The organism is Paraburkholderia yinzeri, assembly GCF_046581065.1.
In the GTDB taxonomy this organism is placed as follows: Bacteria; Pseudomonadota; Gammaproteobacteria; order Burkholderiales; family Burkholderiaceae; genus Paraburkholderia.
This window is the reverse complement of sequence record NZ_JBFOCJ010000001.1, coordinates 359,269-384,716: the sequence shown is the minus strand read 5'-3', so window position 1 is coordinate 384,716 and position 25,448 is coordinate 359,269. Positions and strand designations below refer to the sequence as shown.

At 66.1% G+C, this 25,448-nt stretch carries 28 protein-coding genes; 23 read left to right on the top strand and 5 right to left on the bottom strand.

All coding sequences use genetic code 11. From position 1 onward, the window contains the following. Positions 1-144: 144 nt before the first annotated feature. Positions 145-891, bottom strand: a complete 747-nt coding sequence (gene gpmA, locus WJ542_RS01755; RefSeq protein ID WP_411187306.1) for a 2,3-diphosphoglycerate-dependent phosphoglycerate mutase — start codon at positions 889-891, stop codon at positions 145-147. Positions 892-1,089: 198 nt separating this feature from the next. Between gpmA and WJ542_RS01750 the strand changes: the two genes are divergently transcribed. The 5 genes from WJ542_RS01750 (at position 1,090) to WJ542_RS01730 (ending at position 4,045) form a co-directional block, all read left to right on the top strand. Further along, a complete protein-coding gene (locus WJ542_RS01750; RefSeq protein WP_411187304.1) occupies positions 1,090-1,515 on the top strand; it encodes a rhodanese-like domain-containing protein in 426 nt (141 codons plus the stop codon). Then, positions 1,512-1,775 (top strand): glutaredoxin 3, encoded by a 264-nt coding sequence (gene grxC / locus WJ542_RS01745; protein WP_411187302.1) that lies wholly within the window; start codon positions 1,512-1,514, stop codon positions 1,773-1,775. The genes WJ542_RS01750 and grxC overlap by 4 nt, the downstream gene beginning before the upstream one ends. A gap of 206 nt (positions 1,776-1,981) precedes the next feature. Further along, positions 1,982-2,449, top strand: a complete 468-nt coding sequence (secB, locus tag WJ542_RS01740) for a protein-export chaperone SecB (protein WP_411187300.1) — start codon at positions 1,982-1,984, stop codon at positions 2,447-2,449. Between the two features lie 28 nt (positions 2,450-2,477). Beyond that, on the top strand, positions 2,478-3,476 hold the full coding sequence (locus WJ542_RS01735; protein ID WP_411187298.1) for an NAD(P)H-dependent glycerol-3-phosphate dehydrogenase: 999 nt from the start codon (positions 2,478-2,480) through the stop codon (positions 3,474-3,476). A 38-nt stretch (positions 3,477-3,514) separates the two neighbouring features. Further along, positions 3,515-4,045 (top strand): O-acetyl-ADP-ribose deacetylase, encoded by a 531-nt coding sequence (locus tag WJ542_RS01730; RefSeq protein WP_411187296.1) that lies wholly within the window; start codon positions 3,515-3,517, stop codon positions 4,043-4,045. Positions 4,046-4,117: 72 nt separating this feature from the next. Here the strand turns inward: WJ542_RS01730 and trmL are convergent, their stop codons facing one another. Further along, positions 4,118-4,588: a tRNA (uridine(34)/cytosine(34)/5-carboxymethylaminomethyluridine(34)-2'-O)-methyltransferase TrmL gene (gene trmL, locus WJ542_RS01725; protein WP_411187294.1), complete on the bottom strand. Its 471-nt coding sequence runs from the start codon at positions 4,586-4,588 to the stop codon at positions 4,118-4,120. 55 nt (positions 4,589-4,643) lie between these two features. Continuing rightward, positions 4,644-5,405: a ComF family protein gene (locus tag WJ542_RS01720; RefSeq protein ID WP_411187292.1), complete on the bottom strand. Its 762-nt coding sequence runs from the start codon at positions 5,403-5,405 to the stop codon at positions 4,644-4,646. Between the two features lie 137 nt (positions 5,406-5,542). Between WJ542_RS01720 and WJ542_RS01715 the strand changes: the two genes are divergently transcribed. The 8 genes from WJ542_RS01715 to WJ542_RS01680 all read left to right on the top strand — a co-directional run bounded on the left by WJ542_RS01715 (position 5,543) and on the right by WJ542_RS01680 (position 12,742). Next, the gene (locus WJ542_RS01715; protein WP_411187290.1) at positions 5,543-6,517 is read left to right on the top strand and encodes a methyltransferase domain-containing protein; all 975 of its coding nucleotides are present in this window, start codon (positions 5,543-5,545) and stop codon (positions 6,515-6,517) included. Positions 6,518-6,797: 280 nt separating this feature from the next. Continuing rightward, positions 6,798-7,274, top strand: a complete 477-nt coding sequence (locus WJ542_RS01710; protein WP_411187288.1) for a DUF2244 domain-containing protein — start codon at positions 6,798-6,800, stop codon at positions 7,272-7,274. Positions 7,275-7,366: 92 nt separating this feature from the next. Further along, a complete protein-coding gene (coxB, locus tag WJ542_RS01705; protein WP_411187286.1) occupies positions 7,367-9,049 on the top strand; it encodes a cytochrome c oxidase subunit II in 1,683 nt (560 codons plus the stop codon). A gap of 53 nt (positions 9,050-9,102) precedes the next feature. Then, complete coding sequence (gene ctaD, locus WJ542_RS01700; protein ID WP_411187284.1) at positions 9,103-10,713, top strand: cytochrome c oxidase subunit I; 1,611 nt, start codon at positions 9,103-9,105, stop codon at positions 10,711-10,713. Between the two features lie 84 nt (positions 10,714-10,797). Then, positions 10,798-10,938, top strand: a complete 141-nt coding sequence (locus WJ542_RS01695; protein ID WP_411187282.1) for a cytochrome oxidase small assembly protein — start codon at positions 10,798-10,800, stop codon at positions 10,936-10,938. Positions 10,939-10,991: 53 nt separating this feature from the next. Beyond that, the gene (locus WJ542_RS01690; protein WP_411187280.1) at positions 10,992-11,561 is read left to right on the top strand and encodes a cytochrome c oxidase assembly protein; all 570 of its coding nucleotides are present in this window, start codon (positions 10,992-10,994) and stop codon (positions 11,559-11,561) included. 6 nt (positions 11,562-11,567) lie between these two features. Beyond that, positions 11,568-11,780, top strand: coding sequence for a DUF2970 domain-containing protein (locus WJ542_RS01685; RefSeq protein WP_411187278.1), 213 nt, complete (start codon positions 11,568-11,570; stop codon positions 11,778-11,780). A 104-nt stretch (positions 11,781-11,884) separates the two neighbouring features. Next, the gene (locus WJ542_RS01680) at positions 11,885-12,742 is read left to right on the top strand and encodes a cytochrome c oxidase subunit 3 (RefSeq protein WP_411187277.1); all 858 of its coding nucleotides are present in this window, start codon (positions 11,885-11,887) and stop codon (positions 12,740-12,742) included. Positions 12,743-12,834: 92 nt separating this feature from the next. Here the strand turns inward: WJ542_RS01680 and WJ542_RS01675 are convergent, their stop codons facing one another. Then, positions 12,835-13,044, bottom strand: a complete 210-nt coding sequence (locus WJ542_RS01675) for a twin transmembrane helix small protein (RefSeq protein ID WP_027795959.1) — start codon at positions 13,042-13,044, stop codon at positions 12,835-12,837. A gap of 126 nt (positions 13,045-13,170) precedes the next feature. Between WJ542_RS01675 and WJ542_RS01670 the strand changes: the two genes are divergently transcribed. From WJ542_RS01670 to WJ542_RS01645, 6 genes are all read left to right on the top strand, one after another. Next, complete coding sequence (locus WJ542_RS01670) at positions 13,171-13,920, top strand: SURF1 family protein (protein WP_411187275.1); 750 nt, start codon at positions 13,171-13,173, stop codon at positions 13,918-13,920. An 89-nt stretch (positions 13,921-14,009) separates the two neighbouring features. Further along, on the top strand, positions 14,010-14,678 hold the full coding sequence (locus tag WJ542_RS01665) for an SCO family protein (RefSeq protein ID WP_411187273.1): 669 nt from the start codon (positions 14,010-14,012) through the stop codon (positions 14,676-14,678). A gap of 47 nt (positions 14,679-14,725) precedes the next feature. Beyond that, a complete protein-coding gene (locus WJ542_RS01660) occupies positions 14,726-15,835 on the top strand; it encodes a COX15/CtaA family protein (protein ID WP_411187271.1) in 1,110 nt (369 codons plus the stop codon). 9 nt (positions 15,836-15,844) lie between these two features. Continuing rightward, the gene (gene cyoE / locus WJ542_RS01655) at positions 15,845-16,750 is read left to right on the top strand and encodes a heme o synthase (protein WP_411187269.1); all 906 of its coding nucleotides are present in this window, start codon (positions 15,845-15,847) and stop codon (positions 16,748-16,750) included. Between the two features lie 25 nt (positions 16,751-16,775). Continuing rightward, positions 16,776-17,405 (top strand): SCO family protein, encoded by a 630-nt coding sequence (locus WJ542_RS01650; protein WP_411187267.1) that lies wholly within the window; start codon positions 16,776-16,778, stop codon positions 17,403-17,405. A 146-nt stretch (positions 17,406-17,551) separates the two neighbouring features. After that, positions 17,552-18,364, top strand: a complete 813-nt coding sequence (locus WJ542_RS01645) for a MetQ/NlpA family ABC transporter substrate-binding protein (RefSeq protein ID WP_411187265.1) — start codon at positions 17,552-17,554, stop codon at positions 18,362-18,364. Positions 18,365-18,458: 94 nt separating this feature from the next. On the opposite strand, the gene WJ542_RS01640 is transcribed toward WJ542_RS01645, so the two are convergent. Further along, the gene (locus WJ542_RS01640) at positions 18,459-19,412 is read right to left on the bottom strand and encodes a bifunctional helix-turn-helix transcriptional regulator/GNAT family N-acetyltransferase (protein ID WP_411187263.1); all 954 of its coding nucleotides are present in this window, start codon (positions 19,410-19,412) and stop codon (positions 18,459-18,461) included. Positions 19,413-19,801: 389 nt separating this feature from the next. On the opposite strand from WJ542_RS01640, the gene WJ542_RS01635 reads away from it, so the two are divergent. From WJ542_RS01635 to ptsP, 4 genes are all read left to right on the top strand, one after another. Then, complete coding sequence (locus WJ542_RS01635; RefSeq protein WP_411187261.1) at positions 19,802-20,536, top strand: GntR family transcriptional regulator; 735 nt, start codon at positions 19,802-19,804, stop codon at positions 20,534-20,536. Between the two features lie 82 nt (positions 20,537-20,618). Then, entirely contained in the window at positions 20,619-21,722 is a 1,104-nt protein-coding gene (nagA, locus tag WJ542_RS01630) for an N-acetylglucosamine-6-phosphate deacetylase (protein WP_411187259.1), read from the top strand. After that, positions 21,715-22,722, top strand: a complete 1,008-nt coding sequence (locus tag WJ542_RS01625) for an SIS domain-containing protein (protein ID WP_411190450.1) — start codon at positions 21,715-21,717, stop codon at positions 22,720-22,722. Before nagA ends, WJ542_RS01625 begins: the two co-directional genes overlap by 8 nt. A 12-nt stretch (positions 22,723-22,734) precedes the next feature. Beyond that, positions 22,735-25,353, top strand: a complete 2,619-nt coding sequence (gene ptsP / locus WJ542_RS01620; protein WP_411187257.1) for a phosphoenolpyruvate--protein phosphotransferase — start codon at positions 22,735-22,737, stop codon at positions 25,351-25,353. The last annotated feature ends 95 nt before the right edge of the window (positions 25,354-25,448 follow it).

Genomic DNA, 25,448 nt, shown 5'->3' with positions numbered 1-25,448 from the left:
AGCGCGTGCCCGGTTCGCATGAGCCCGACGGCAAAGCCTTGTCGGGCGTGGCGCTGACGCCGGGCTGGCAGTTTTGACAGCGAAGCCGGGAAAAAGCGGAGGGGGAGCAAAACCGGGGGGGCAAACCCCCGGGCCAAACGATGCTCAGCCAGCCTTGCCCTGGTTCGCGACGGCAGCCTGTGCCTTGGCGATGGCCTCGGCGTCGCCCAGGTAGTCATGCCGGATGGGCTTGAGGTTCTCGTCCAGTTCGTAGACGAGCGGCACGCCGTTCGGGATGTTCAGGCCGACGATGTCGTCGTCCGAAATGTTGTCGAGATACTTCACGAGCGCGCGGATCGAATTGCCGTGCGCGGCGATCACGATCTTCTTGCCCGACTTGATGGCCGGTGCGATCGACTCGTTCCAGATCGGCAGCACGCGCGCCACGGTGTCCTTCAGGCACTCCGCGAGCGGCAACTGCTCGCGCGGCACCTTCGCGTAGCGCGGGTCGTTGTACGCGGTGCGCGGGTCGGCGGGGTCGAGCGCGGGCGGCGGCGTGTCGTAGCTGCGGCGCCAGACGAGAACCTGTTCGTCGCCGTACTTCGCGGCGGTTTCGGCCTTGTTCAGGCCCGAAAGCGCACCGTAATGACGCTCGTTCAGGCGCCACGAGTGAACGACCGGCAGGTACATCTCGTCCATCTGGTCCTGAACGTGCCAGAGCGTGCGGATCGCGCGCTTGAGCACCGACGTGTAGGCGATGTCGAAGGTGTAGCCGGACTCCTTGAGCAGGCGGCCCGCCTGCTGGGCTTCGCGGATGCCCTGTTCGGTGAGGTCGACGTCGACCCAGCCGGTGAAGCGGTTTTCCTTGTTCCACGTCGATTCGCCGTGGCGGATGAGCACGAGTTTGTACATGGGATGCCGGTCGGTAGTGAGGAAGCGGTAGTCGGGTAATAGGGGACGGGAGGAGCCTCGGCCCGTCCGGAGGGCCTCGGGGGTGACCCTTCGGCCCGGGCAGGGGCGCGCCACCCTCGCGACAAACGGTTATTTTATAATGACAAGATTGCCTGCTCCCGATTTCCCACGCTTTCTCATTTTTCCGGCGGATTTTCCGTGACGTTCTTTACCAATTACATCAACCTTGTACTCATCGCGATCGTCCTCATCTCGGGAGGGATGCTGCTGTGGCCGACGCTCAAGCGCGGCGGGCGCGGCGGCGTTTCCGCCGCCGAGGCGACGCAGCTCATCAACCGCCGCAACGCGGTGGTGATCGACCTGCGTTCCGCGGAGGATTTCGCGAAGGGGCATCTGCCTTCGGCCCGTCATCTCGAGTTTGCCGAGCTGCAGGCCAAGGTGGGCCAGTCCGTGAAGAACAAGAGCAACCCGGTGTTGCTGGTCTGCCAGACGGGCCAGCAATCGCACAAGGCGCAGCGCCTCGTGCAGGATGCCGGCTTTGCCGAAGTCCATGTCCTGGACGGCGGCGTGAACGCCTGGCAGCAGGCCGGTATGCCGGTCGTGAAACAAGGAGGTTCGAAGTGAACAAGGTGGTCATGTACAGCACCCAGGTGTGCCCGTATTGCCAGATGGCCGAACGTCTTTTAAAGTCGCGCGGCGTCGAGCACATCGAAAAAGTGCTGATCGACCGGGACCCGGCCCGTCGCGAGGAAATGATGACCCGCACCGGCCGCCGGACCGTGCCGCAGGTTTTCGTCGGCGAGACGCATGTGGGCGGTTACGACGACCTCTCCGCGCTCGACCGCGCCGGCGGCCTGATGCCGCTGCTCGACAAGGCGGCTTGAGGTTAGCCCGCAGTCAGCCTGATTTTCGGGCGAAGCCGGTGTGCGGGACCGTCGTGGGACCGTTCGAGGCGCCGCAGGGCTTTTCGAGCCCGCGCAGACCTGCTTTCACGTAAGGCGGCCGCGCGGGCTTGTTGTCGTATGCGCTGTACCGCAGTTTGCGCTGTCATTTGCTGCTGCAATCCATTTAATCAGGGAAGCCAATCACCATGTCTGACGAGAACAACCAGCCGTTCTTCAATATCCAGCGCATCTACCTCAAGGACATGTCGCTCGAGCAGCCGAATTCGCCGGCCATCTTCCTTGAGCAGGACATGCCTTCGGTCGAAGTGGAAGTCGACGTCAAGGCCGAGCGCCTTGCGGAATCCGTTTACGAGATTCTCGTCACCGGCACGGTCACCGCGAAGGTGAAGGACAAGGTCGCGTTCCTGATCGAGGCCAAACAAGCCGGTATTTTCGACATCCGCAACATTCCGGCCGAGCAGCTCGATCCGCTCGTCGGCATTGCGTGCCCGACGATCCTGTTCCCGTACCTGCGCTCGAACATTGCCGACGCGATCACGCGCGCCGGTTTCCCGCCGATCCACCTCGCCGAGATCAACTTCCAGGCGCTCTACGAGCAACGCCTGCAGCAGATCGCGCAGCAGGACGGCGCGCAAAGCAGCGCCACGCATTGACCCCAGGCCGCCGGAGCGGAGTATCGCAATGAAAGTCGCCGTTCTCGGCGCCGGCGCGTGGGGTACCGCGCTGGCCGGCCATCTGGCCCGCGCGCATGACACGGTGCTGTGGGCGCGCGATGGCGCGCTCATCGGCGCCCTCGCCAAAACGCACGAGAATGCCCGCTATCTGGCGGGAATCTCGCTGCCGCGCAATCTCCACTACGAAACGGATCTCGCCGCCGCGCTCGACCACGCGTCGGACGAGACGGCGCTCGTCGTCGTCGCGACGCCCGTAGCCGGGCTGCGCGCGCTTCTGCGCACGATGCGCGATCTCGGTCGCGTGCCTGCGCATTTCGTCTGGCTCTGCAAGGGCTTCGAGGCCGACACGCAGCTCATGCCTCACCAGGTCGTGGCCGCCGAACTGCCCGATCACGCCAGCAATGGCGTGCTCTCGGGTCCGAGTTTTGCGCGCGAAGTCGGCCAGGGTCTGCCCGTTGCGCTGACCATATCGAGCACGTCCGCGGCGTGCCGCGAGCGCACCCTCGGCGCATTCCATCACCGTGCGATGCGCATCTACACCGGCGACGACGTAGTGGGCGTCGAGGTGGGCGGCGCGGTCAAGAACGTGCTGGCGATCGCGACGGGCATCTCGGACGGCCTCGGCCTCGGGCTGAACGCGCGCGCCGCGCTCATTACGCGCGGGCTCGCGGAAATGTCGCGGCTCGGCGTGACGCTGGGCGGCCGGGCCGAAACCTTTACGGGGCTGACAGGCCTCGGCGACCTCATCCTTACCGCCACGGGCGATCTGTCGCGCAACCGCACCGTGGGCATGCAACTCGCGAGCGGCCGCACGCTCGACGATATCCTCGGCGCGCTCGGTCACGTCGCCGAAGGCGTGCGCTGCGCGCAGGCCGTGCTGGCGATCGCGCGCGTGCACGGTATCGACATGCCGATTACCGAGGCGGTCTGCGCCGTGCTGTTCGACGGCGTTGCGCCGAGCGATGCCGTGAGCGCGCTGCTCAGGCGCGACGCCAAGGCGGAGTAGGGCGCTTCGTCCGCGCTTCGCCCGCCAGGAGGACGGACATGCTTACCATCGGAAACTGCCGGATCGAGTCGCGGGTGGTCGATATCACGACGCTCGCCGTCGATGCGATCGTCAATGCCGCGAATACCTCGCTGCTGGGCGGTGGCGGCGTGGATGGCGCGATCCATCGCGCCGCCGGGCCGGGTCTGCTGCGCGAATGCGAGACACTGGGCGGCTGCCCCACCGGCGACGCCAAAGTCACCCGGGGCTACCGGCTTCCCGCGAAGCATGTGATCCATACCGTCGGTCCGGTGTGGCATGGCGGCGGCCATGACGAGGCGCGGCTTCTCGCGTCGTGCTACCGCCGCTCGCTCGAATGCGCCAGAGCGGCGGACGTGCGCAGCATCGCGTTTCCGGCAATCAGTTGCGGCGTCTACCATTTCCCCGCCGATGATGCCGTGCTCATCGCCACGCAGACGGTGATCGGCTTCCTGCTGGACTACGCCGAACTCGAGCACGTGACTTTCGCGTGCTTCGACGATGCGATGAATACGCGCTACCGGCGCGAACTCGCGGCGCGTTCTTCCTGATATTCGTCGACATCGGAGACGACGCCACTCGATGCGTCGTCCATTATTTTCCTGATCCTGCCGGTGGCGGCTTCACTCGCCGCCTTCGAACCCCGCTTGACGCCACGCCTCGAACACGACAACGGCCACCGTATTCGAGAGGTTCAGGCTGCGGTTGCCCGGGCGCATCGGCAGGCGCACGCGTTGTTCATCCGGAATGCGCTCGAGCAGCGCCTCGGGCAGGCCGCGCGTTTCCGCACCGAACACGAACCAGTCGCCGGGCACGAAGGCATGGGCATGGAAGCGTCCCGAGCCGCGCGTCGTAAACGCGAACATCCGTGACGGATCGGGCGACTCGGCGGCGAGAAAGGCGTCCCAGTCGCGATGCACGTGCATCTGCGCGTATTCGTGATAGTCGAGTCCCGCGCGCCGCATCTTCGCGTCGTCGAGCGGGAAGCCTAGCGGCTCGATCAGATGCAGTCGCGCACCCGTATTCGCGCACAGGCGAATGACGTTGCCGGTGTTTGGCGGAATTTCCGGTTCGACGAGAACGACATTGAACATGATGGGTGAGACTCGTTGAGAAGCAACTAAAGCAACAAGGAATGGAGAAACCGTATCAGTCCTTCGGCGTGCGCAGTGCGACGAAATTCGTCACGCGCCTCGCGCCTGCGGCTTTCAGCGTGTGCGCGAGCGCGTCGAGCGTGGCGCCCGAGGTCATCACGTCGTCCACGATGCCCACGTGCAGGCCGCGCACCGGTCGGGTCAGCGCGAACGCGCGCGCGACATTGCGGCGGCGCGTGTCGCGGTCGAGCCGCGATTGCGCCGCGGTGTGCAGCACGCGGCGTACGAGCGTCGGGTCCGCGCGCGTGCGCAGCGCGCGCCCAAGCGGCCGCGCGATCTGCCACGCCTGGTTGTAGCCGCGTTCGATCAACCGCTCGCGCGAGAGCGGCACCGGCGCGATCACGTCGGGTCGATCGGTGGGGTCGAGTGCATCTTCGGCTGCCCGCGCGAGTTGCCGGGCGAAGGCGGCGCCCAGCGCGAGGCGCGCATGGAACTTCAGCCCGCGCGCGAGCAGATCGAGCGGCGCACGGTAGTCGCCAAGCGCGATGGTCGTATCGAAGGCAGGCGGCGTTTCGCTGCACGCGCCGCAGCGGTAGCGCGCCCGCCCTGTCGTTCGCCGCGCGCCGGCAAGCGGAAGCGCGCAGACGGTGCAACGCAGGCGCGGCTCGTTCCAGCAGCGTGCGTCGCAGGCCACGCAGAGTACCGCTCGCGACAAATTGCCGCATAATGAACACTGATTGGGCAGCACGAACTGGGCAAGCCGGGGCCACGTCGGTGTGGCGAGGGTCCGCAGGCTCTGACAGACGCGCAGGCGCATCGAACGGTTTGCGCGAAGGACAGCGGGCGGCGGGACGGACGGCGGCGGCATCGGCGGACGGCCCGTGGTGAGGGCTCGCGTACTGAAAGGATGGGAGTGAGCGAGTATACTTCGCAGACTTCGCCAATACGACCGACATGTCCCCGTCTCCCGCCAGACCCGGCCGTCCGGCCTATGATTCCCGGCAACTGCGGCGCATCTTCGACCGCCGCGCTGCGACCTTTCACGAGGTCGCGTTCCTGCCGCGCGAGATCGCCCAGCGTATGCGCGAGCGGCTCGACTACATCAAGGTGAATCCCGCGAGCGTGCTCGACGTGGGCTGCGGCCCCGGCGAAGACCTGCCCGCATTGCGTCAGCGTTTTCCCGAGGCGCCCGTCTTCGGCACCGACCTGTCGTTCGCCATGCTCCAGCGCGCGCTGCATCACGACGCCGGCGACACGAGCTGGCGGCGCTTCCTTCCTGCCTCCATCGGCCGGGCGCTGGGCGCACGCGGCCCGCGCTTCGCGCAAGCCGACTTCGCCGCGCTGCCGTTCGCGCACGGCGCCTTCGAACTGCTCTGGTCGAACCTCGCGCTGCACTGGCATTCGCGCCCGGACCTCGTGTTCGGCGAGTGGCAGCGCGTGCTCAAGGTGAACGGCCTGCTCATGTTCAGCACGCTCGGCCCCGACACGCTCAAGGAACTGCGCGGCGCATGGGCCGAGGTCGAGGCCGCGCACGGCGTGCCGACGCGCGCGCACGTCATCGATTTCGTCGACATGCACGACCTGGGCGACATGCTCGTCGAGAACGGCTTCGAGATCCCGGTGATGGATCAGGAGACGATCACCGTCACCTATCGCTCCGCCGACAAGCTGCTTGCCGACGTGCGCCGCTGGGGCGCGTATCCGTTCGAGCGGGAAACCGGCACCACGGGCACTGCCCATGCCGCGCGGCGCCTCTATCGCGCGCTCGCGGCCGCGCTGGAAGCGCGCCGCCGCGAGGACGGCACGATCCCGCTCACCTTCGAAATCATCTACGGACACGCATGGAAGGCCGTGCCGCGCACGACTGCCGAAGGGCACGGCATCGTCAGAATCGAGGATATCGGGCGAGGCCCGGCAAGGAATCGATGAGGTGGCAAGGGGGCTTTCGTTATGCCTGAAATTAGCGACCGAAATGCTCCCGAAAAAGCCTGTGAAGATCGTGCAAAGCCTTGTCTGGCTTGGACTTGGGGGCGATCAGACCTGGCTTGTGGGTGTCGGGAGTTCGTGCCTATAATGCGTCAGTTTGCCGCATGGGGCGTCCCGGGTTCCGATGTGTCAAGCCCTGCGTCTACAGTGTTATGAGAGTTGTGCGACGCGCCGGGCAGCGATAGTCTGAGGTTGTTGCAGTGGTGTGCGGCAGGAGGCAGCGATGCAGACGTCCGATCTGCTGGCGAGTCCCGAGCCGGTCATCAAGGACTGGCTGATGAAGCGCAACTGTTCGGTCTCGCCCAGGCAATTCGTGTACTTCTTTGTGTCGCTGGCTTTCGTTTCCGTCACGATCGCCGTCTTGCTGTTGATCAACGGCGCCTGGCTGGTACTGCCGTTCACCGGTATCGATCTGTTGGTAGTAGGGGGCGCCTTTGCCGTCTATGCGCGCCACGCTGTCGATTACGAACGTATCAGGCTGTATCCGAACCGGCTGGTGATCGAACAGATGAGCGCCGACACGCTCTCCCAGTTCGAATTCAATCCCCGCTGGGTCCGGGTCGAGCCGGTCGCGTCGCCACGCGATCCGGTGCGGCTCGTATCCCGCGGCCAGACGGTCGCTGTCGGGTTGTACCTGCCGCAATACCGGCGTGCGCAGTTCGCGCGGGAACTGCGCATGTGGCTCGCGTGCGGACCTTGAGCGGCTCGGGCCGCGTCAGGGTTGTGCCTGGCTTTTCCGGCACGTGCATCCTTCGCGCGATCCGCAACCTTCCTGCGGGGTCGAGGGTTTGAATGGAAATCATGGGTAAGGAAGCTATGAAAACAATCAAGCGAGCCCTTTCGGGTGTGCTGGCATGTAGCGGACTCCTGTTCGCCGGCGCGGCCCTTGCCGTAGGAGACAGCCCGGGCGGCCCGGCGGTGAACGAAATCAACTTCCAGCCGCCGGTGACGAAGATCGCCGAGGAGCTCTTCAGCCTCCACATGATGATGCTGCTGCTGTGCACCGTGATCTTTGTCGGTGTGTTCGGCGTCATGTTCTATTCGATCTTTGCGCACCGCAAATCGAAGGGCCATAAGGCCTCCCACTTCCACGAAAGCACCACCGTCGAAATCATCTGGACGATCGTGCCGTTCATCATCGTCGTGCTGATGGCGCTGCCCGCCACCAAAGCCGTCGTCGCGATGAAGGACACCTCGAACTCCGACCTCACGATCAAGGTCACGGGCTACCAGTGGAAATGGAACTACGACTACGTGAAGGGGCCGGGCGAGGGCATCAACTTCTTCTCCACGCTCTCGACGCCGCGCGCCGAGGTGGATGGCCAGACGCCGATCACCGACACCTATCTCCAGGAAGTCGATAACCCGCTCGTCGTGCCGGTCAACAAGAAGATCCGCATCATCACGACCGCGAACGACGTCGTGCACTCGTGGTACGTGCCCGCGTTCGGCGTGAAGCAGGACGCGATTCCGGGCTTCGTGCGCGACACGTGGTTCAAGGCCGAGAAGATCGGCACCTTCCGCGGCTTCTGCACGGAGCTGTGCGGCAAGGAGCACGCGTTCATGCCGGTCGTGGTCGAAGTGGTCTCCGACGATGACTATGCCAAGTGGGTCGACACGCAGAAGGCGAAGATGGCCGCCGCCAACGACGACCCGAACAAGACTTACACGCTCGCCGAGCTGAAAGCGCGCGGCGAAAAGGTCTACATGTCGAACTGCGCGGTCTGCCACCAGCCGACCGGCAAGGGCGCCGGCGCGTTCCCGGCGCTCGACGGCAGCAAGATCGTCAACGGTCCGCTCGCCGGTCACGTGAGCATCGTCCTGCACGGCAAGAACGCAATGCCTTCGTGGGCGCCGACGCTCAGCGACGTCGAGATCGCCTCGGTCATCACGTTCGAGCGCAACTCGTGGGGCAATCACACGGGCGAGGTGCTGCAGCCGCGCCAGGTCGCGGATGCGCGCAACGGCAAGATGCCCGAGGGCGGCGGTCAGACGGCCAATGCGGGCGCGGCGGCGAGCGGCGCGGCTGCGGCCGGCGGCGCGGATCAGGCCAGCGGCGCGGCCGCGGCGAGCGGCGCCGATCAGGCATCGGGCGCGGCGGCAGGTTCGGCCGCGGATTCGGCCGCGAGTGCGTCGACCAGCGCTTCGACCAGCGCGGCGTCGCTGCCGGCCAGCATCTATTTCGACATCGGCAAGAGCACGTTGCCCGCCGATGCGAAGGACACGATCGCGGCCGCTGCCGACTACGCGAAGGCTCACCCGGACGCGAAGCTCGCCCTCTCGGGCTACACCGACGCGAGCGGCAACGCGGGCGTCAACGCCGAACTCGCGAAGCACCGTGCACAGGCGGTGCGCGACGCGCTGAAGTCGGCGGGGATCGCGGAAGATCGAATTGTTCTCAAGAAGCCGGAAACGGTCACGGGCGGCAGCGATGCCAGGGAAGCCCGGCGCGTGGAAATCGGCCCGGCAGCCTGAGCTGCCGGCCAGGGACGTACAAGCAGCACTCGGATTTGCACTAGGAGAGACTCATGTCGAGCATCGGACACGATGTAGCGGGCCACGGTCACGTCCACGGAGAACACGCCCACGCGACACCGCACGGCTGGCGCCGCTGGTTGCTGGCCACCAACCACAAGGACATCGGGACGCTGTACCTGATCTTTTCGTTCGTGATGTTCCTTTCGGGCGGCGTGATGGCGCTCGGGATCCGCACCGAGCTGTTCGAACCGGGCCTGCAGATCATGCGCCCCGAGTTCTTCAACCAGCTCACCACGATGCACGGTCTGATCATGGTGTTCGGCGCGATCATGCCGGCGTTCGTGGGCTTCGCGAACTGGATGATCCCGCTGCAGATCGGCGCGCCGGACATGGCCTTCGCGCGCATGAACAACCTCAGCTTCTGGCTGCTGCCGGCCGCCGGTTGCCTGCTGGTCGGCTCGTTCTTCTCGCCGGGCGGCGCGACGGCAGCGGGCTGGACGCTCTACGCGCCGCTTTCCACGCAGATGGGCCCCGGCATGGACTTCGCGATCTTCGCGCTGCACATGATGGGCGCGTCGTCGATCATGGGCGGCATCAACATCGTCGTGACGATCCTGAACCTGCGCGCGCCGGGCATGACGCTCATGAAGATGCCGATGTTCGTGTGGACGTGGCTCATCACCGCATACCTGCTGATTGCCGTGATGCCGGTGCTGGCGGGTGCGATCACGATGCTCCTGTTCGACCGCCACTTCGGCACGAGCTTCTTCAACGCGGCGGGCGGCGGCGACCCGGTCATGTACCAGCACATCTTCTGGTTCTTCGGGCACCCCGAGGTGTACATCATGATCCTGCCGGCGTTCGGGATCGTGTCGCAGGTGATTCCGGCGTTCTCGCGCAAGCCGCTCTTCGGCTATAGCTCGATGGTGTACGCCACGGCCTCCATCGCGATCCTCTCGTTCATGGTCTGGGCGCACCATATGTTCGCGACCGGCATGCCGGTCACGGGCCAGCTCTTCTTCATGTACGCGACCATGCTGATCGCCGTGCCCACGGGCGTGAAGGTGTTCAACTGGATTGCCACGATGTGGCGCGGTTCGCTCTCCTTCGAAACACCGATGCTGTGGGCCGTGGGCTTTCTGATCGTGTTCACGTTCGGCGGTCTCTCGGGCCTGATGCTCGCGATGGCGCCGCTCGACATCCAGTATCACGGCACCTACTTCGTCGTCGCGCACTTCCATTACGTGCTGGTGGCGGGATCGCTGTTCGCGCTGTTCTCGGGGTGGTACTACTGGTCGCCAAAATGGACCGGTTGGATGTACAACGAGACGCGCGGCAAGATCCACTTCTGGTGCTCGATGATCTTCTTCAATCTCGCGTTCCTGCCGATGCACTTCGTCGGCCTCGCGGGCATGCCGCGCCGCTATGCGGACTATCCGGCCCAGTTCACGGACTGGAACCAGGTGATCACGATCGGCGCGTTCGGTTTCGGACTTTCTCAGGTGTACTTCCTGTTTTTCGTGGCGCTGCCCGTGTACCGCGGCGGCGGCGAGCTGGAAGAGGCCAGCGACAAGCCGTGGGATGGCGCGACGGGCCTCGAGTGGACCGTGCCGAGCCCGGCTCCGTTCCATACCTTCGAAAATCCGCCGACGGTCGAGTGACGTGTCGGCAACGGCTTCCCGGCATGCGCGTGACGCAAGGCCGGGAAGCCTAAGCAAAAGCTTGCAGCAAGCAGCCAGGGAAACATGATCCGGAATTCACAAAAAAGACGAACGCCCGAGGAAATCCGCGCGGGCAATCTGCGACTCGGCCTGGTCTTGCTGGCTATCGTCGCCGCCTTTTTTGTGAGTGCCATCGTCAAGCAGGTGTATTTCGCCACGTACTGAGCGGCATGCGTTGAGCCGGTATGTCTTGCGAGAAGATTGTTCGAGGAAGCCAGATGTCGACGCAAGGGGCCAGCGACCGCACGCTCAACCGTTCGATGCTCGTCAAGCTCGTCGTCGTGGCGTTCCTGATGTTCGGCTTCGGTTTTGCGCTCGTGCCGATGTACCGCGCGATCTGCCAGGTCACCGGCATCAACAACCTGGTGCAGCGCGATACGACGGAGCGCGAGGCGCGCAACACGCAGGTGGACATGAGCCGCACGGTGTCGGTGGAGTTCGATGCGAATGCGCGCGGGCTGCTCGCCTTCCAGCCGGAGCAGACGAGCCTCGACGTGCATCCGGGCGAGGTGATGACGGTGATGTACGACTTGTCGAATCACGAAGGGCGCACGGTGACCGCGCAGGCGATCCCGAGCTACGCACCGAAGCAGGCGACCGGGTATTTCCACAAGATCGAATGCTTCTGCTTCACGCAGCAGACGCTGCAGGCGGGCGACGCGCGGCGCATGCCAGTGGTGTTCGTGATCGACCCGAAGCTGCCGAAGGACGTGAACACGATCACGCTGTCGTACACGTTCTTCGAGCTGAACAAGCCAGCCGCGGCGCGTGCTGGCGGAGGAACGTGAGGAAGCATGAACGGCGAAGGCGGTGGGGCAAAGAAGAAGGGCGGCATGCTGCAGCTCTTCAAGGCGGTAGCGTGGTCCTTTCTGGGGATTCGCAAGCGCGCGGATCTCGAGGCGGATGCCGCGCAGTTGAACCCTGTTGCGCTGATTGCGGCGGCGCTCATCGGCGCGGCGCTTTTCATCTGCGTGCTGTTGCTGATCGTGCATGCCGTGGTGGGATGAGGCGCGGCTCGTGTTTTGCGGGTGTCTTGCAGGACGTCAGGAAGCGATAAGGAAGGCAGAGAGCCGGAATCTTTCCGGAGCAACTGGAAACTGGAGAATCAGGCATGAGCGGCCAAAACGATAGCCCGTACTACTTCATTCCCCATCCGTCGCGGCATCCGATCAGCGCGGCCATCGGTCTTGTCGTCATGCTCGGGTCGCTGGCATCGTGGATCAACGGCGAGTCGTGGGGGCCGATCGGGGTGCTGGCCGGCCTGCTGTGGCTGCTCTTCACGCTCTGGCACTGGTTCGGCGACGCGATCTCCGAATCCGAGGGCGGCATGTACGGCAAGCGCGTGGACGTGTCGTACCGCTGGAGCATGAGCTGGTTCATCTTCTCCGAGGTGATGTTCTTCGGCGCATTCTTCGGCGCGCTGTTCTATGCCCGCGAGATCGCGATGCATCAGCTCGGCAGCCTCGACTACAAGCTGATCTGGCCGGATTTCAGCGGCGTGTGGCCGAACACCGGGCCAGCGCAGCTCGTCTCGCAGTTCGCGTCGATGAAGCCCTACCCGGTGCCGACCATCAACACCGCGCTGCTGCTCTCTTCCGGCGCGACGCTTACCGTGGCGCACCACGCGCTGCGCGACGACCATCGCAGCAAGGCCATCGCCTGGATGGCGGCGACGATCGCGCTGGGGCTGTGCTTCCTGTGCCTGCAGGCGTTCGAGTACATTCACGCATACAACGAACTCAACCTCACGCTTGCCTCGGGCGTGTACGGCTCGACGTTCTTCCTGCTCACGGGTTTCCACGGCTTTCACGTGTTTCTCGGCGGCACGATGCTCACCGTGGTGATGGTGCGGCTGATACGCGGACACTTCACGGCCGAGCATCACTTCGCGTTCGAAGGCGCCGCCTGGTACTGGCACTTCGTGGACGTGGTGTGGCTGGGGCTCTATGTCGTCGTGTACTGGCTTTGAGTTGCAGCGCAACAAGCAGGAAGACTGAATAACCAAGCGCCGCCGCCGACCCTGTCGGCGCGGCGCTTTGTTTATGTGCGCGGGAGAGGGGACTAGCGTCCGTACGGAATGCCGGTGGACTGGATCCACCCCATCCAGTGCGCGAACAGGATGAAGAGAAAGAGCGAAATGGAGAGTCCCACGCGCGTGGCGAGCGACCAGACCATTCGCTTCGTGCGGCCGCGGTCGTGCATCATGAAATAGAGCGCGGAGAACAGGCTCGCGATGATCAGCGCGAACGCGATGGGAACGAGAATGTGCATGAAGTTCACGGAATCGGGCATGTCTGAAAGCGCCAGTCTCATTATGGCACCGGTTATGGCACCGGATGTGGGTCGGCGAGGGCCGCTTGCTCCTCGCGACGATATCGGCTGCATGGGACGTGCCCGATGAAGTTCCGTCTCATGCCTGCGCTGCTGATCCTGCTCGTGATGGCGGTGACGATCCGCCTCGGCTTCTGGCAGCGCGATCGCGCCCATCAGAAGGAGGCGCTGCAGGCGCAGATCGAACGCTACGAGTCGGCGCCGCCGCAGACCGTCGGCGCGGCACCGTTGCCGCTTGGCCCCATCGAGTTCCATCGGGTGCGCGCCACCGGCATCTTCATGCCGAATCTCGTCGTCTATCTCGACAATCGGCCGTATAACGACCAGCCGGGTTTTTACGTCGTGATGCCGCTCAAGCTGCAAGGCGGCGGCTATGTCCTGGTGAATCGCGGCTGGCTGCCGCGCAATATGGCCGATCGCACCGCGATCGCACCTTACGACACGCCCGCTGGACCGGTCACGGTGGAAGGCATCGCGCGCGCGGATGCCTCGCGCGCGTTCGAACTGGGTGCCGGCGGCTCTGCACCGCATCAGAAGATACGGCAGAATCTCGGCGTCGCGTCCTACGCGGCGGAAACCGGGCTGCCGCTGCAGCCGTTCGTGATCCAGCAGTCCGGCTTCGCGCCGGCGGTCCAGGACGGCCTCGTGCGAGACTGGCCGGCACCGACCCTGGGCGTCGAGCGCAACTACGGCTACATGTTCCAGTGGTGGGGCATGGCTGCCGCGGCCCTCGGATTCGGCCTGTATGCGGCGCGGCGGGCTGCGGCAAAAGAGCGCACGCAGGCGGGCCCGGATCGCGCCCCGAAGGACGACTGATGATACGCCGCTGCGCAAGAGCGGTCCGCGCGTTCGCGACATCCGCGCTGCCCCGAGCGGCGCGCCAACCAGAGAAAGAGGTTCGAGCCTTGTTGACGCAAACTTCCCGTACGCCGCAAGATGGCCATGGCGCCGGGCATCGCCGGGCGTCCACACCGGCAGGCGGCCGCCCGAACGGCTCGTGGCGGCGCGGACGCTGGATCCTGCTCCTGATGGCGATCGTTTGCGCGGCGCCCATTGCGGTCTCGTACTTCATGTACTACGTCGTCAAGCCGGCGGGCGGCACGACCAACTACGGCACCTTGATCGAGCCGCAGCGCCCGATTCCCGATGGCCTGACGGTCACCGGCGCCGATGGCCGCGCCGTGCCGCTCGCCACGCTGCGCGGTCACTGGCTGATGATTTCCGTGGACGGCGGTGCGTGCGGCGAGCCTTGCGCGACGAAGCTGTACCTCATGCGCCAGATACGCGCGACGCAGGGCGAGGAGCGCGAGCGCATCGCGATGGTCTGGCTGCGTACGGACGACGTGCCGGTCGCCGACGTCCTCAAGACCGCCTATCCGGACACGCGCATGCTGCGCGCCGACCCGGCCGCGCTCGCGCAATGGCTGCCCGCCACCAGCGCGACGAAGGACACCGACCACATCTACCTCGTCGATCCGAACGGCAACCTGATGATGCGTTTTCCGGCGCACCCGGATCCGTCGAAGGTCAAGAGCGACATTTCGAAGCTGCTCAAATGGTCGCGGATCGGGTAAGGTGCGACGCACGAATGTATTGGTAAAAATTGGTGAAAAGGTAGGACATGTTCGTATTGGAACTCGGCCTGATCGGCTTGTGCATTGCGCTTTTCCCGCTCTCATGGGTGTGGGTGAAGGCCGACGACGGCAAGTTCCGCAAGCTCGTCTGGGTCACAACGTTCCTGACGCTCGACCTCGTGATGTTCGGCGGCTTTACGCGCCTTACCGATTCGGGGCTCGGCTGCCCGGACTGGCCGGGCTGCTACGGCACCTCCTCGCCGTTCATCGCGCACGTGCAGATCGCGGCCGCCCATGCGTTGCTGCCCACCGGCCCGGTCAGCATGACGAAGGCGTGGATCGAGATGGTCCACCGCTATTTCGCGATGGCGATCGGCGTGCTGATCATCGCGCAAACGGTCATCGCGTGGCGCGCGCGCATCAAGCGCCTGCCGTTGCATGTCTCGCCCTGGTGGCCTACCGCGCTGCTCGCGCTGATCGTGGTGCAGGGCATTTTCGGCGCATGGACCGTGACGATGAAGCTGCAGCCCATCATCGTCACGACGCACCTGCTGCTCGGCCTCACGCTGCTCGGCACGCTCGGCTGGCTCGCGGCGCGCATCACGCCGCTGCCCGCGTACGAGCCCGAAGCGGGGCGCTGGCGCGCGGCGGCGCTCGCGGCGCTCGCCCTGCTCGTCGCGCAGATCGCGCTGGGCGGCTGGGTCAGCACGAACTACGCGGTGCTCGCCTGCACGGACTTCCCCACCTGCAACGGCGCCTGGATTCCGCCGATGGACTTCCATCACGGCTTCCACCTGTGGCGCGCGCTCGGCATGGACGGCAACGGCGACGTCATCACCCAGGATGCGCTCGTCGCGATTCACTGGACGCACCGCACGTTTGCGCTCGTGGTGATCGCATATCTGGTATGGTTCGCCCTCGGATTGCGGCGCTTCGAGTCGCTGCGGCGTCCCGCAAATGGGGTTCTGATCGTCGTGGCGATCCAGTTCCTCACCGGGCTCTCGAACATCGTGTTGCAATGGCCGCTCGCCATTGCGGTGGCCCACAACGGCGGCGCGGCGATCCTGTTGCTGCTGGTCGTCATGCTAAACTTTCGAATTGCTTATAGCCGTCCTGGCCGCGCCGTTGTCGCTGCGCGCGACGCCGCGCCGGCGTGATCCCGCCCTATGGAAAGTACAACCCTCTCCCATCCCCCGGGTAGCCGGATTTCCCAATACGTCGCGCTCACGAAGCCGCGCGTCACCCAACTGGCGGTGTTTTGCGCGGTGATCGGCATGTTCCTCGCCGTGCCGGGCATGGTGCCGTGGAAGGTGTTGGTTGGCGGCACCGTCGGCATCTGGCTCACGGCCGGCGCCGCCTTCGCGATCAACTGCCTCGTCGAGCAGAAAGTGGACGCCATGATGCGCCGCACGGCCTGGCGGCCCTCGGCGCGCGGCGAGATCACGAGCATGCAGATCCTGCTGTTCTCGGCCGTGCTGGGCGCCGTGGGCATGTGGACGCTCTACACGTTCACGAACGCGCTCACCATGTGGCTCACCTTCGCCACGTTCATCGGCTACGCCATCATCTACACGCTGCTGCTCAAGCCCACCACGCCGCAGAACATCGTGATCGGCGGCGCCTCGGGCGCCATGCCGCCCGCGCTCGGCTGGGCAGCGGTCACGGGCCACGTGCCCGGCGACGCCTGGATTCTCGTGCTGATCATCTTCGTCTGGACGCCGCCTCACTTCTGGTCGCTCGCGCTGTACCGTCGCGACGACTACAAGAAGGCCGGTCTGCCGATGCTGCCCAACACGCACGGCGAGGCCTACACGCGCCTGTGCATCCTGCTCTATACCGTGGTTCTGTTCGCCGTCACGCTCATGCCGTTCATCTCGGGCATGAGCGGCGCGCTCTACCTGGCGGCAGCGGTGCTGCTCGGCGCGGTATTCCTCGCCTACGCGTGGAAGATCTATCGCGAGTACTCCGATGCACTGGCGCGCAGGACCTTCCGCTACTCGATCGTCTATCTTTCGCTGCTGTTCGCGGCGTTGCTCGTCGATCACTACGTTCGCGCGCTGATCGGCGCTTGATGCCCGAGCGGCGATGACCCCTGCCATGAACCGTCAAACGCTTGCGCGCATTGGGCGCGCCACGATCGTTGCGCTCGCCACGGTCTGCGCCCTCGGCGGCACCGCGCTCGTCGCGGGCTGCGGCCAGCAGGCGCCGTCGTTCACGAACCTCGACATCACCGGCAACACGCAGTTCGGCAAGGACTTCTCGCTGCCCGACACGAACGGCACGATGCGCTCGCTTGCCGACTACAAGGGCAAGGTGGTCGTGCTGTTCTTCGGCTACACGCATTGTCCGGACGTTTGCCCGACTACGCTGGCGGAGCTCTCGCAGGCGCTCCAGCAACTCGGGCCCGATGCGGCGAAGCGCGTTCAGGTGCTCTTCGTCACCGTGGATCCGGAGCGCGATACGTCGACGATCCTGAGCCAGTACGTGAGTGCGTTCAACCCGACGTTCGTCGGCCTGCGCCCCGCCAACGATGCCGCGCTCAAGCAGGTCACGAAAGACTTCCGTGTCTACTACGCGAAGGTGCCAGGCAATACGCCCGGCAGCTACACGATGGACCACACCGCCGCGAGCTACGTGTTCGACCCGACCGGCAAGCTGCGCCTCTTCGCCCGCGACGGGCAGGGCGTGACGCCCTGGATTCACGACCTGAAGCTGCTGCTCAGCTAAGCACGTAAAACGCAGCGGCATACCGGTATGCGATTTCATTATTTCGCGTAGCCGCCCCTCTGTGAGAGCATTCCACCCCTCCGGCAGCGGCACACAATGCCGTGCGAGCCGGCGATATCGAAATAACAGGCAGGAACATCACCTCCATGCAGCGCAGAAATCTTCTTAAGGCTCTTCTCGCCGGCTTTGCCGCCACCACGCTTCTCGCCAGCTTCGGCGCCCGCGCCGACGATCAGGTCATCAAGGTCGGCACCGTCTCGGGTCCGGACGCCGAGGTCTGGACCGTCGTTCAGAAGGTCGCGAAGCGCGAAGGCCTGAACGTCAAGGTCATCGAGTTCAACGACTACGTGCAGCCGAACGCGGCGCTCGACTCGGGCGATCTCGACGCCAACAGCTTCCAGACCGGGCCGTACCTCGACAGCCAGATCAAGCAGCGCGGCTACAAGCTCGTGAGCGTGGGTCTCACGTACATCTCGCCGATCGGCGTGTACTCGAAGAAGCTCAAGTCGCTGAACGACCTGCCGGCCGGCGCAAAGGTCGCGGTGCCGAACGATCCGTCGAACGAGAACCGTGCGCTGCTGCTCCTGCAGAACAAGGGCTTGATCAAGCTGCGCGCGGGTGCGGGTACGAACGGCAACAATGCGACGCCGCTCGACGTCGCCGAGAATCCGAAGAAGGTGAAGCTCGTCGAACTGGACGCCGCACAGTTGCCGCGCGCGCTCGGCGACGTGGACGCCGCCGTCATCAACACGAACTACGCGCTGGCAGCCGGGCTGCAGCCCACCAAGGATGCGATCGCGCTGGAAGACATCCACAGCCCGTACGCGAACCTGATCGCCGTGCGCATCCAGGACAAGGACAAGCCGTGGGTGAAGAAGCTGGTCGCGGCTTATCAGTCGGAAGACGTGCGCCAGTTCATCAAGACCCAGTTCAAGGGCTCGATGGTGCCGTCGTTCTGATTGGTGCATTGGCATGCGGCTTGTTGCCGCATGCGTGACTCGCGAAAGCAAACGCCGCGGCTGCGGCGTTTTTTTTATGCCTGCCTTTCCATGCCTACGCCGCACACCGCGACACCGTATCGTGAAGGCTGCGCGTCCAGCGTTCGGTGAGCGGGCTGGTGCCGGGCCCGCGATCCCCTGCGGGCATCAGCGAGAATCCGGCGCGTCCGGCCATGCGGCGCGCTTCGGGCAGGTCGGGTGCCAGTTCGATATCGAGCGTCGCGTAGCCTGCGCGTCGTGCAAAGCCTACGCACTCGTCGAGCAGCCGCGAGCCGATCCCGAGCCCCCGCACGTGGTGCTCCACGAACAACATCCGCACGCACGCGCGATGCTCACCCGCGGCGACCACCAAGGCTCCGCCCACCGCCTGGCCCTCCTGCTCGGCGATCCATGCGTTTTCGCGTACCGGGTCGTGTTTCATCGCGAAAGCGCCGATCGTGTGGGCCACCATCGCTTCGAACTGCGCGCCCCAGGCTTCGTCCTGCGCGAAGACTTGGGCGAGGCCGTGGACGATCCAGCCGAAGTCGCCAGGACGCGGCTCACGCAGCGTGACGATGCCGTGGGCTGCGGGTCCCCCGAGCAATCCCTGGATCATTCGAACCGCCCGGATCAACTGCTCCTGCTCGGCCGGCGCGAGCTTGCCGAGCGCCGTTGCAATGCAAGCAATCGCGGCAGCATCGAGCGATGCGTACTCGGCGCGTCCCGCGTCGGTGAGGTTCAGCAGCGACTGGCGCGCGTCGGTTTCGCTCGGGCGCCGTGAGATCAGCTCGCGCTGCTCGAACCCGGCGAGGATCCGGCTCAGATAGCCGGTGTCGAGCACGAGATTGCGGGCGAGGCTCGCCGCCGTGTCGGCCGCACCGCTGGCCAGCTCGTGGAAGACGCGCATTTCGGTGAGCGAATAGGCGCTTCGCGGCTGGCGCTCGTGTTCGGCGTTCAGGTATTTCGCGTAGAAGCGATTGAACTGCAACACGGCCTCGGCGTGCCGCATGGCATCGGATTCGGTCGACAAGTCGCCCCCTTGCGATGTCGCGGATTGTTATCAAACAGGACTATAGGGGAACTGCATGACGTACGTTAGCACTATTTGGGATCTGCCATTTTGGGTATAGGGTGGTATCACTCTGGTCTGCTCCGCAGCGTATCGGGCGTTCGTTTTGGTCTTGTTCGGAGGTCCAATTGGGCATGTCCAGGGTAAATCCCGATGCGGCAAGACGTCATAAAGCAGCCAGGCGATGAATTGCAAGCTATTGATAATTAACAGATTCTGGGCGACATGGCAGATCAATACCATTCTGTTGACTGGTATTATTGTGGTTATATAATGGGCTCGACTTCAAAGCGGTCCAGCGCACACGGCGCCCGGACGCCCCACGATCCCAGAACCCAGGCACACGTCCCATGGAAACCCGTTGGTCTGCCCTGATGCCCGATGCGCGCAACGTGACGCCGCTCTATCTGCAACTGGCGCGCAACCTTGCCACGGCCATTCATTGCGGCGTGTGGTCGGCCGGCGAGGCGCTGCCTTCGGAGCGCACGCTGTCGGACGCTATCGGCGTTTCGCGCATCACGGCGCGCAAGGCGATCGAGCTGCTCGTGGAGCAGGGGCTGATCCGTCGTGCGCGCGGGGCAGGCAGCTTCATTACGCCGCGAGTCGAAGATCCGCTCTCGCGCCTCACCGGCTTCACGAAGAAGATGCAGCAGCGCGGCTTCACGCCGGACTCGGTGTGGCTGGCGCGCGAAGTGCGGGCGGCGCATCGTGAGGAGATCGTGCAGCTTGGCCTTTCGCCGGGCGCCTCGGTCACGAGCCTGCGGCGCTTGCGCCGTGCGGACGGCACCGTGATGGCCGTGGAGCATTCGGCCCTGCCGGTTTCGATCGTGCCCGACCCCGACGCCATCGACGCTTCGCTCTACGCGTATCTCGAAGCGCGCGGCATGCCCGTGGTGCGTGCCTTGCAGCATTTCCGCGCGGTCAATGCGACGGGCGAAATTGCCGCGCTGATGGGCGTGGAGCCGCGCGCGGCGCTGCTCGTCATCACGCGCGTGGGTTTTTCCGCCGACCAGCACGCCATCGAACTGACCGATACCTACTGCCGCGACGGCTACTACGACTTCGTCGCGGAACTGCGCCAGTGAACATGGCGCCGCTGAACGAATCCCACAGGCACGACCCCGATATGACGCCCCGCGCCTCCTCGCAACTCACCGGAAAACATTCATGCTGAGCGGAAACATACTCACTCCTGAAGGTTGGATCCTGGGCACGCTGTCGTTCGAGAACGGGCGCATCCACTCGATCTCGGGCAAGCCTGCCGATCCGGCGACGAACGACGCGCCCTATGTCCTGCCGGGCTTCATCGACCTGCACGTGCACGGCGGCGGCGGCGCCGACGTGATGGAGGCGGGCGACGCCATCGAAACCATCACGCGCACGCACGCGCGCTTCGGCACGACGAGCCTGCTCGCCACCACGATGACCGCGCCGCGCGACGAGCTGATGAGCGTCGTGGCGGGGCTTGGCGACGTGGCGCGCCTGCGCACGCCGGGCGGCTCGCGGGTGCTGGGCGTGCATCTGGAAGGTCCGTACATCAATCCCGGCAAGCTTGGTGCGCAGCCCGACGCGGCCGTGTCGGCCGTGCTCGACGAGGTGCTCAAGTACCTCTCGATCGCGCCCATCCGCGTCGTGACCGTCGCGCCCGAGATCGCCGGCCACATCGAAATCATCGCGGAAATGGCGGCGCGCGGCGTGCGCGTGCAGCTCGGCCACTCGCTCGCGACCTACGACGACGGCGTCGCGGCACTCAAGCATGGCGCGCGCGGCTTCACGCACCTTTTCAACGCGATGTCGCCGCTGCATCACCGCAACCCCGGCCTTGTCGGCGCGGCGCTCGCGCATGCCGAATACGCGGAGATCATTCCCGACCTGTTGCACGTGCATCCGGGCGCGATCCGTGCGGCCATGCGCGCGATTCCGCGCCTTTACGTGGTCACCGACAGCACCTCGGCCACCGGCATGCCCGACGGCGAATACCGCCTCGGCAGCCAGCACGTGACAAAGTGTCTCGGCGGCGTGCGGCTTGCCGATGGCACGCTTGCAGGCAGCACGCTGACCATGGATCAGGCGCTGCGCAACCTCGTTTCGCTCGGCTTGCCGATCGCCGACGTCTCCGCGCGCCTGTCGCGCTACGCTGCCGATTACCTCGGCATCGAGGACCGTGGCCGCCTCGCGCGCGGCGCATGGGCCGACGTCGTCGTGTTCGATCGCGAGCTGGCCCTCACCGCGACCTATGTCGAAGGAGATTCGATTGTCGAATATGCTTAAAGAAGCGCTGGCCTCGGCCAGCGTCGTCGCCGCGCAGCTCGCGGACACCGCGCCCGTCGAGGCGCTGGCGCTCCAGCTCCAGGCCGAGCCGCGCCAGGTTGCGCTAACCGTCGCGCGCGGCAGCTCCGACCATGCGGCGAGCTATTTCGCCGCGCTCACGATGAGCCGCATCGGCGTGCCGGTCGCCTCGATCCCGATGTCGATCGCCACGCTCCAGCAGGCGCCGTTGCGCGTGCGGGGCCAGTTCGCCCTTGCTTTTTCCCAATCAGGCAGGAGTCCTGATCTCGTGGCCACGATGCGCGTGCTGCACGAGGCGGGCGCGCTCACGGCGGCAGCCGTCAACGTGCCGGGCTCGCCGCTCGCCGACGCCGCGGGTGTCGAGCTGCCGCTCCTCGCCGGGCCGGAACTGAGCGTGGCGGCCACCAAGAGCTATATCGCGATGCTCTCGATGTCCGCGCAACTGGTCGCGTTCTGGCAGCGCGACGCCGCATTCGTGGACGCCGTGCGCGCGCTGCCCGACGCGCTTCACCGCGCGGGCGCGCTCGACTGGTCGAAGGCCGTGGACGAACTGCGCGACGTTTCGCAGATGATCGTGATTGGCCGCGGCCCGGGCCTCGCCATCGCCCAGGAAGCGGCGCTCAAGCTCAAGGAAACCTCGGGCATCCAGGCCGAGGCGTTCTCTAGTGCCGAGGTGCGTCACGGCCCGATGGAGCTGATCGACCGCGATTACCCGCTGCTCGTGTTCGCGCCGCGCGGGCCGGAGCAGGCGGGCCTCGTCGAGTTCGCGCGCGACATGACGAAGCGCGGCGCGCGGGTGCTGCTCGCCGCGCCCGCGGACGTGCCGGAGGCCACGCTGCCGCTCGTGACGGCCGCCGATGCGGCGCTCGATCCGGTCGCCGCCATTCTTTCGTTCTACGTGATGGCGGCGGGCCTCGCCGCCGCGCGCGGCCGCAATCCCGACGAGCCGCGCTACCTGAACAAAGTCACCGAAACCCACTAGATTGGAAAGCTGATGGAACGCATCCAGGAGTCCCACCTGATGAACCCGGATCAATCCGCCCCAGGCGACATTTCACTTGTCGCACCGCTTACCGGCCCGGTCGTGCCGCTCGCATCGGTGCCCGATCCGGTGTTTTCGGAAGGGCTGTTCGGCGACGGGATCGGCATCGACCCGTTGGTCGGCCGCCTCGTCGCGCCGTGCGACGGCGTCGTCATGCACCTCGCGCGTACCGGCCATGCCGTCACGCTGCAAACGGCCGAAGGCGCGCAGGTGCTCGTGCATATCGGCATCGACACGGTCGAGCTGAACGGCAAGGGTTTCGAACCGAAGGTCCAGCAGGGCGCCGAGGTGCGGCGCGGCGACGTTCTGATCGAATTCGATCTCGACGTCGTTGCGTGCGAGGCGCCGAGCCTCGTTTCCGTCGTGGCGATTGCGAATTCGGATGCGTTCGAAGTGGTGTCGCGCGCGCAGGCGGGCAAGGTGGAAGCCGGCGTGTCGCCGTTGCTTGTGCTGCGTATGCGCGAGGGCGCGGAGGCCGCCGTGGTCCGTGCGGCGAGCCCAGTCGAGAACGAGGTGCGCAGGACCGTGACGCTCGCGCATGCGGGCGGCCTGCACGCGCGGCCTGCTGCGCGGGCGCGCGAGGCCGTGCGCGATTTCGATGCGCGCGTAGAGGTGCGGCATGGTGAGCGCAAAGCGGCCATCGAGAGCGTGGTCGGCCTGCTCGCGCTAGGCGCGGGCGAGGGTGCGACGATCGAGCTCGTCGGTACGGGCCGCGACGCGCAGCAGGCCGTCGACGCGGTCGCCAACGAGCTGACCCGCGAAGCGCCGGGCGAGGGCGGCGAAGCGCCGGCACGACAGATCTCGCCGGCGCCGCGTGCCGCCGCGCTTCCTGCCACGCTTCCCGCCGCGCCTGCCGCGGCCGGGAATGCCGCGCCCGACACGCTCGCGGGCGTGTGCGCGGCGCCTGGCATCGCCGTCGGCACGCTGGTGCGCTGGGACGACGCCGAAATCGTGCCGCCCGAAGCGGCGAACGGCACCCCGGCCGCCGAAAGCCGCGCGCTCGACAAGGCCATCGCCGCCGTCGACGCCGAGCTGAACCACACCGTGCGAGCCGCGTCGCAGCGCGGCGCGATCGGCGAGGCGGGCATCTTCACGATGCATCGCGTGCTGCTCGAAGACCCGACGCTCGTCGACGCCGCGCGCGATCTCGTCAGCCTCGGCAAGAGCGCGGGCTTCGCATGGCGCGAGGCGATCCTCGCGCAGATCGCGGTGCTCGGCCAGATCGACGATCCGCTGCTGGCGGAGCGTGCCGCCGACCTGCGCGACATCGAAAAGCGCGTGCTGCGCGCGCTCGGGCTCTCGAACACGGCGGCACGCGTGCTGCCCGACGAGGCCGTGCTCGCCGCCGACGAATTCACGCCGTCCGATCTCGCCACGCTCGACCGTGCGCGCGTGACGGCGCTCGTGATGGCGCGCGGCGGCGCGACCTCGCACGCGGCGATCATCGCGCGCCAGGCGGGCATTCCGGCGCTCGTCGCGGTTGGCGACGCGCTGCATACGATCGCCGAAGGCACGCAGGTTGTCGTAAATGCCGGCGAAGGGCGTCTCGCCTATGCGCCGACCGCGCTCGACGTCGAGCGTGCGCGCGCCGAGCGCCAGCGCCTCGCGGGCGTGCGCGAAGCGAACCGCCGCACCTCGCAGCAGGCGGCGGCGACGCGCGACGGCCGCGCCATCGAGGTCGCGGCCAACATCGCCACGCTCGAAGACGCGAACACGGCCGTGGAGAACGGCGCCGATGCGGTGGGCCTGCTGCGCACCGAGCTGATGTTCATCCACCGTCAGGCGGCGCCGACGATCGAGGAGCATCGCCAGAGCTACCAGGCCATCGCCGAGGCGCTGGCCGGCCGCAGCGCGATCATCCGCACGCTCGACGTAGGCGCGGACAAGGAAGTCGATTACCTGACGCTGCCGCCCGAACCGAATCCGGCGCTGGGCCTGCGCGGCATCCGTCTCGCGCAGGTGCGCCCGGATCTGCTCGACGACCAGTTGCGCGCGCTCGTCGCCGTGAAGCCGGCGGGTGCCGTGCGTATCCTGCTGCCGATGGTCACCGACGTGGGCGAGCTCGTGCGTCTGCGCGAGCGTATCGAAACGTTTGCAGAAGAAGCCGGCCGCACCGAGCCGGTCGAGATCGGCGTGATGATCGAGGTGCCTTCGGCGGCGCTGTTGGCCGACCAGCTTGCGCAGCACGCGGACTTCTTCTCGATCGGCACGAACGACCTCACGCAGTACACGCTCGCAATGGACCGCTGCCAGCCCGATCTCGCGGCGCAGGCGGACGGCCTGCACCCGGCCGTGCTGCGACTCGTCGCGGCGGCCGTGCAGGGCGCCGAAAAGCACGGCAAGTGGGTTGGCGTCTGCGGCGCGCTCGCGGGCGATCCGGTTGCCGTGCCGCTACTCGTCGGTCTCGGCGTGACCGAGCTGTCCGTCGACCCGGTATCGGTGCCGTCCATCAAGGCGCGCGTGCGCAACCTCGACTGGCAGTTGTGCCGCCAGCGCGCGCAGGACGCGCTTGCCCTCGAATCGGCCCAGGCCGTGCGCGCCGTGAGCCGCTCGATCTGGCCGCTGGAATAACCCCCCGCTGGAACACCCCCTTAAATAAAAAACACGCCGGCACGCGCGGTTTCACGCGCAAACCGGCGACTCTCATCACTCACTGACGTCACGAA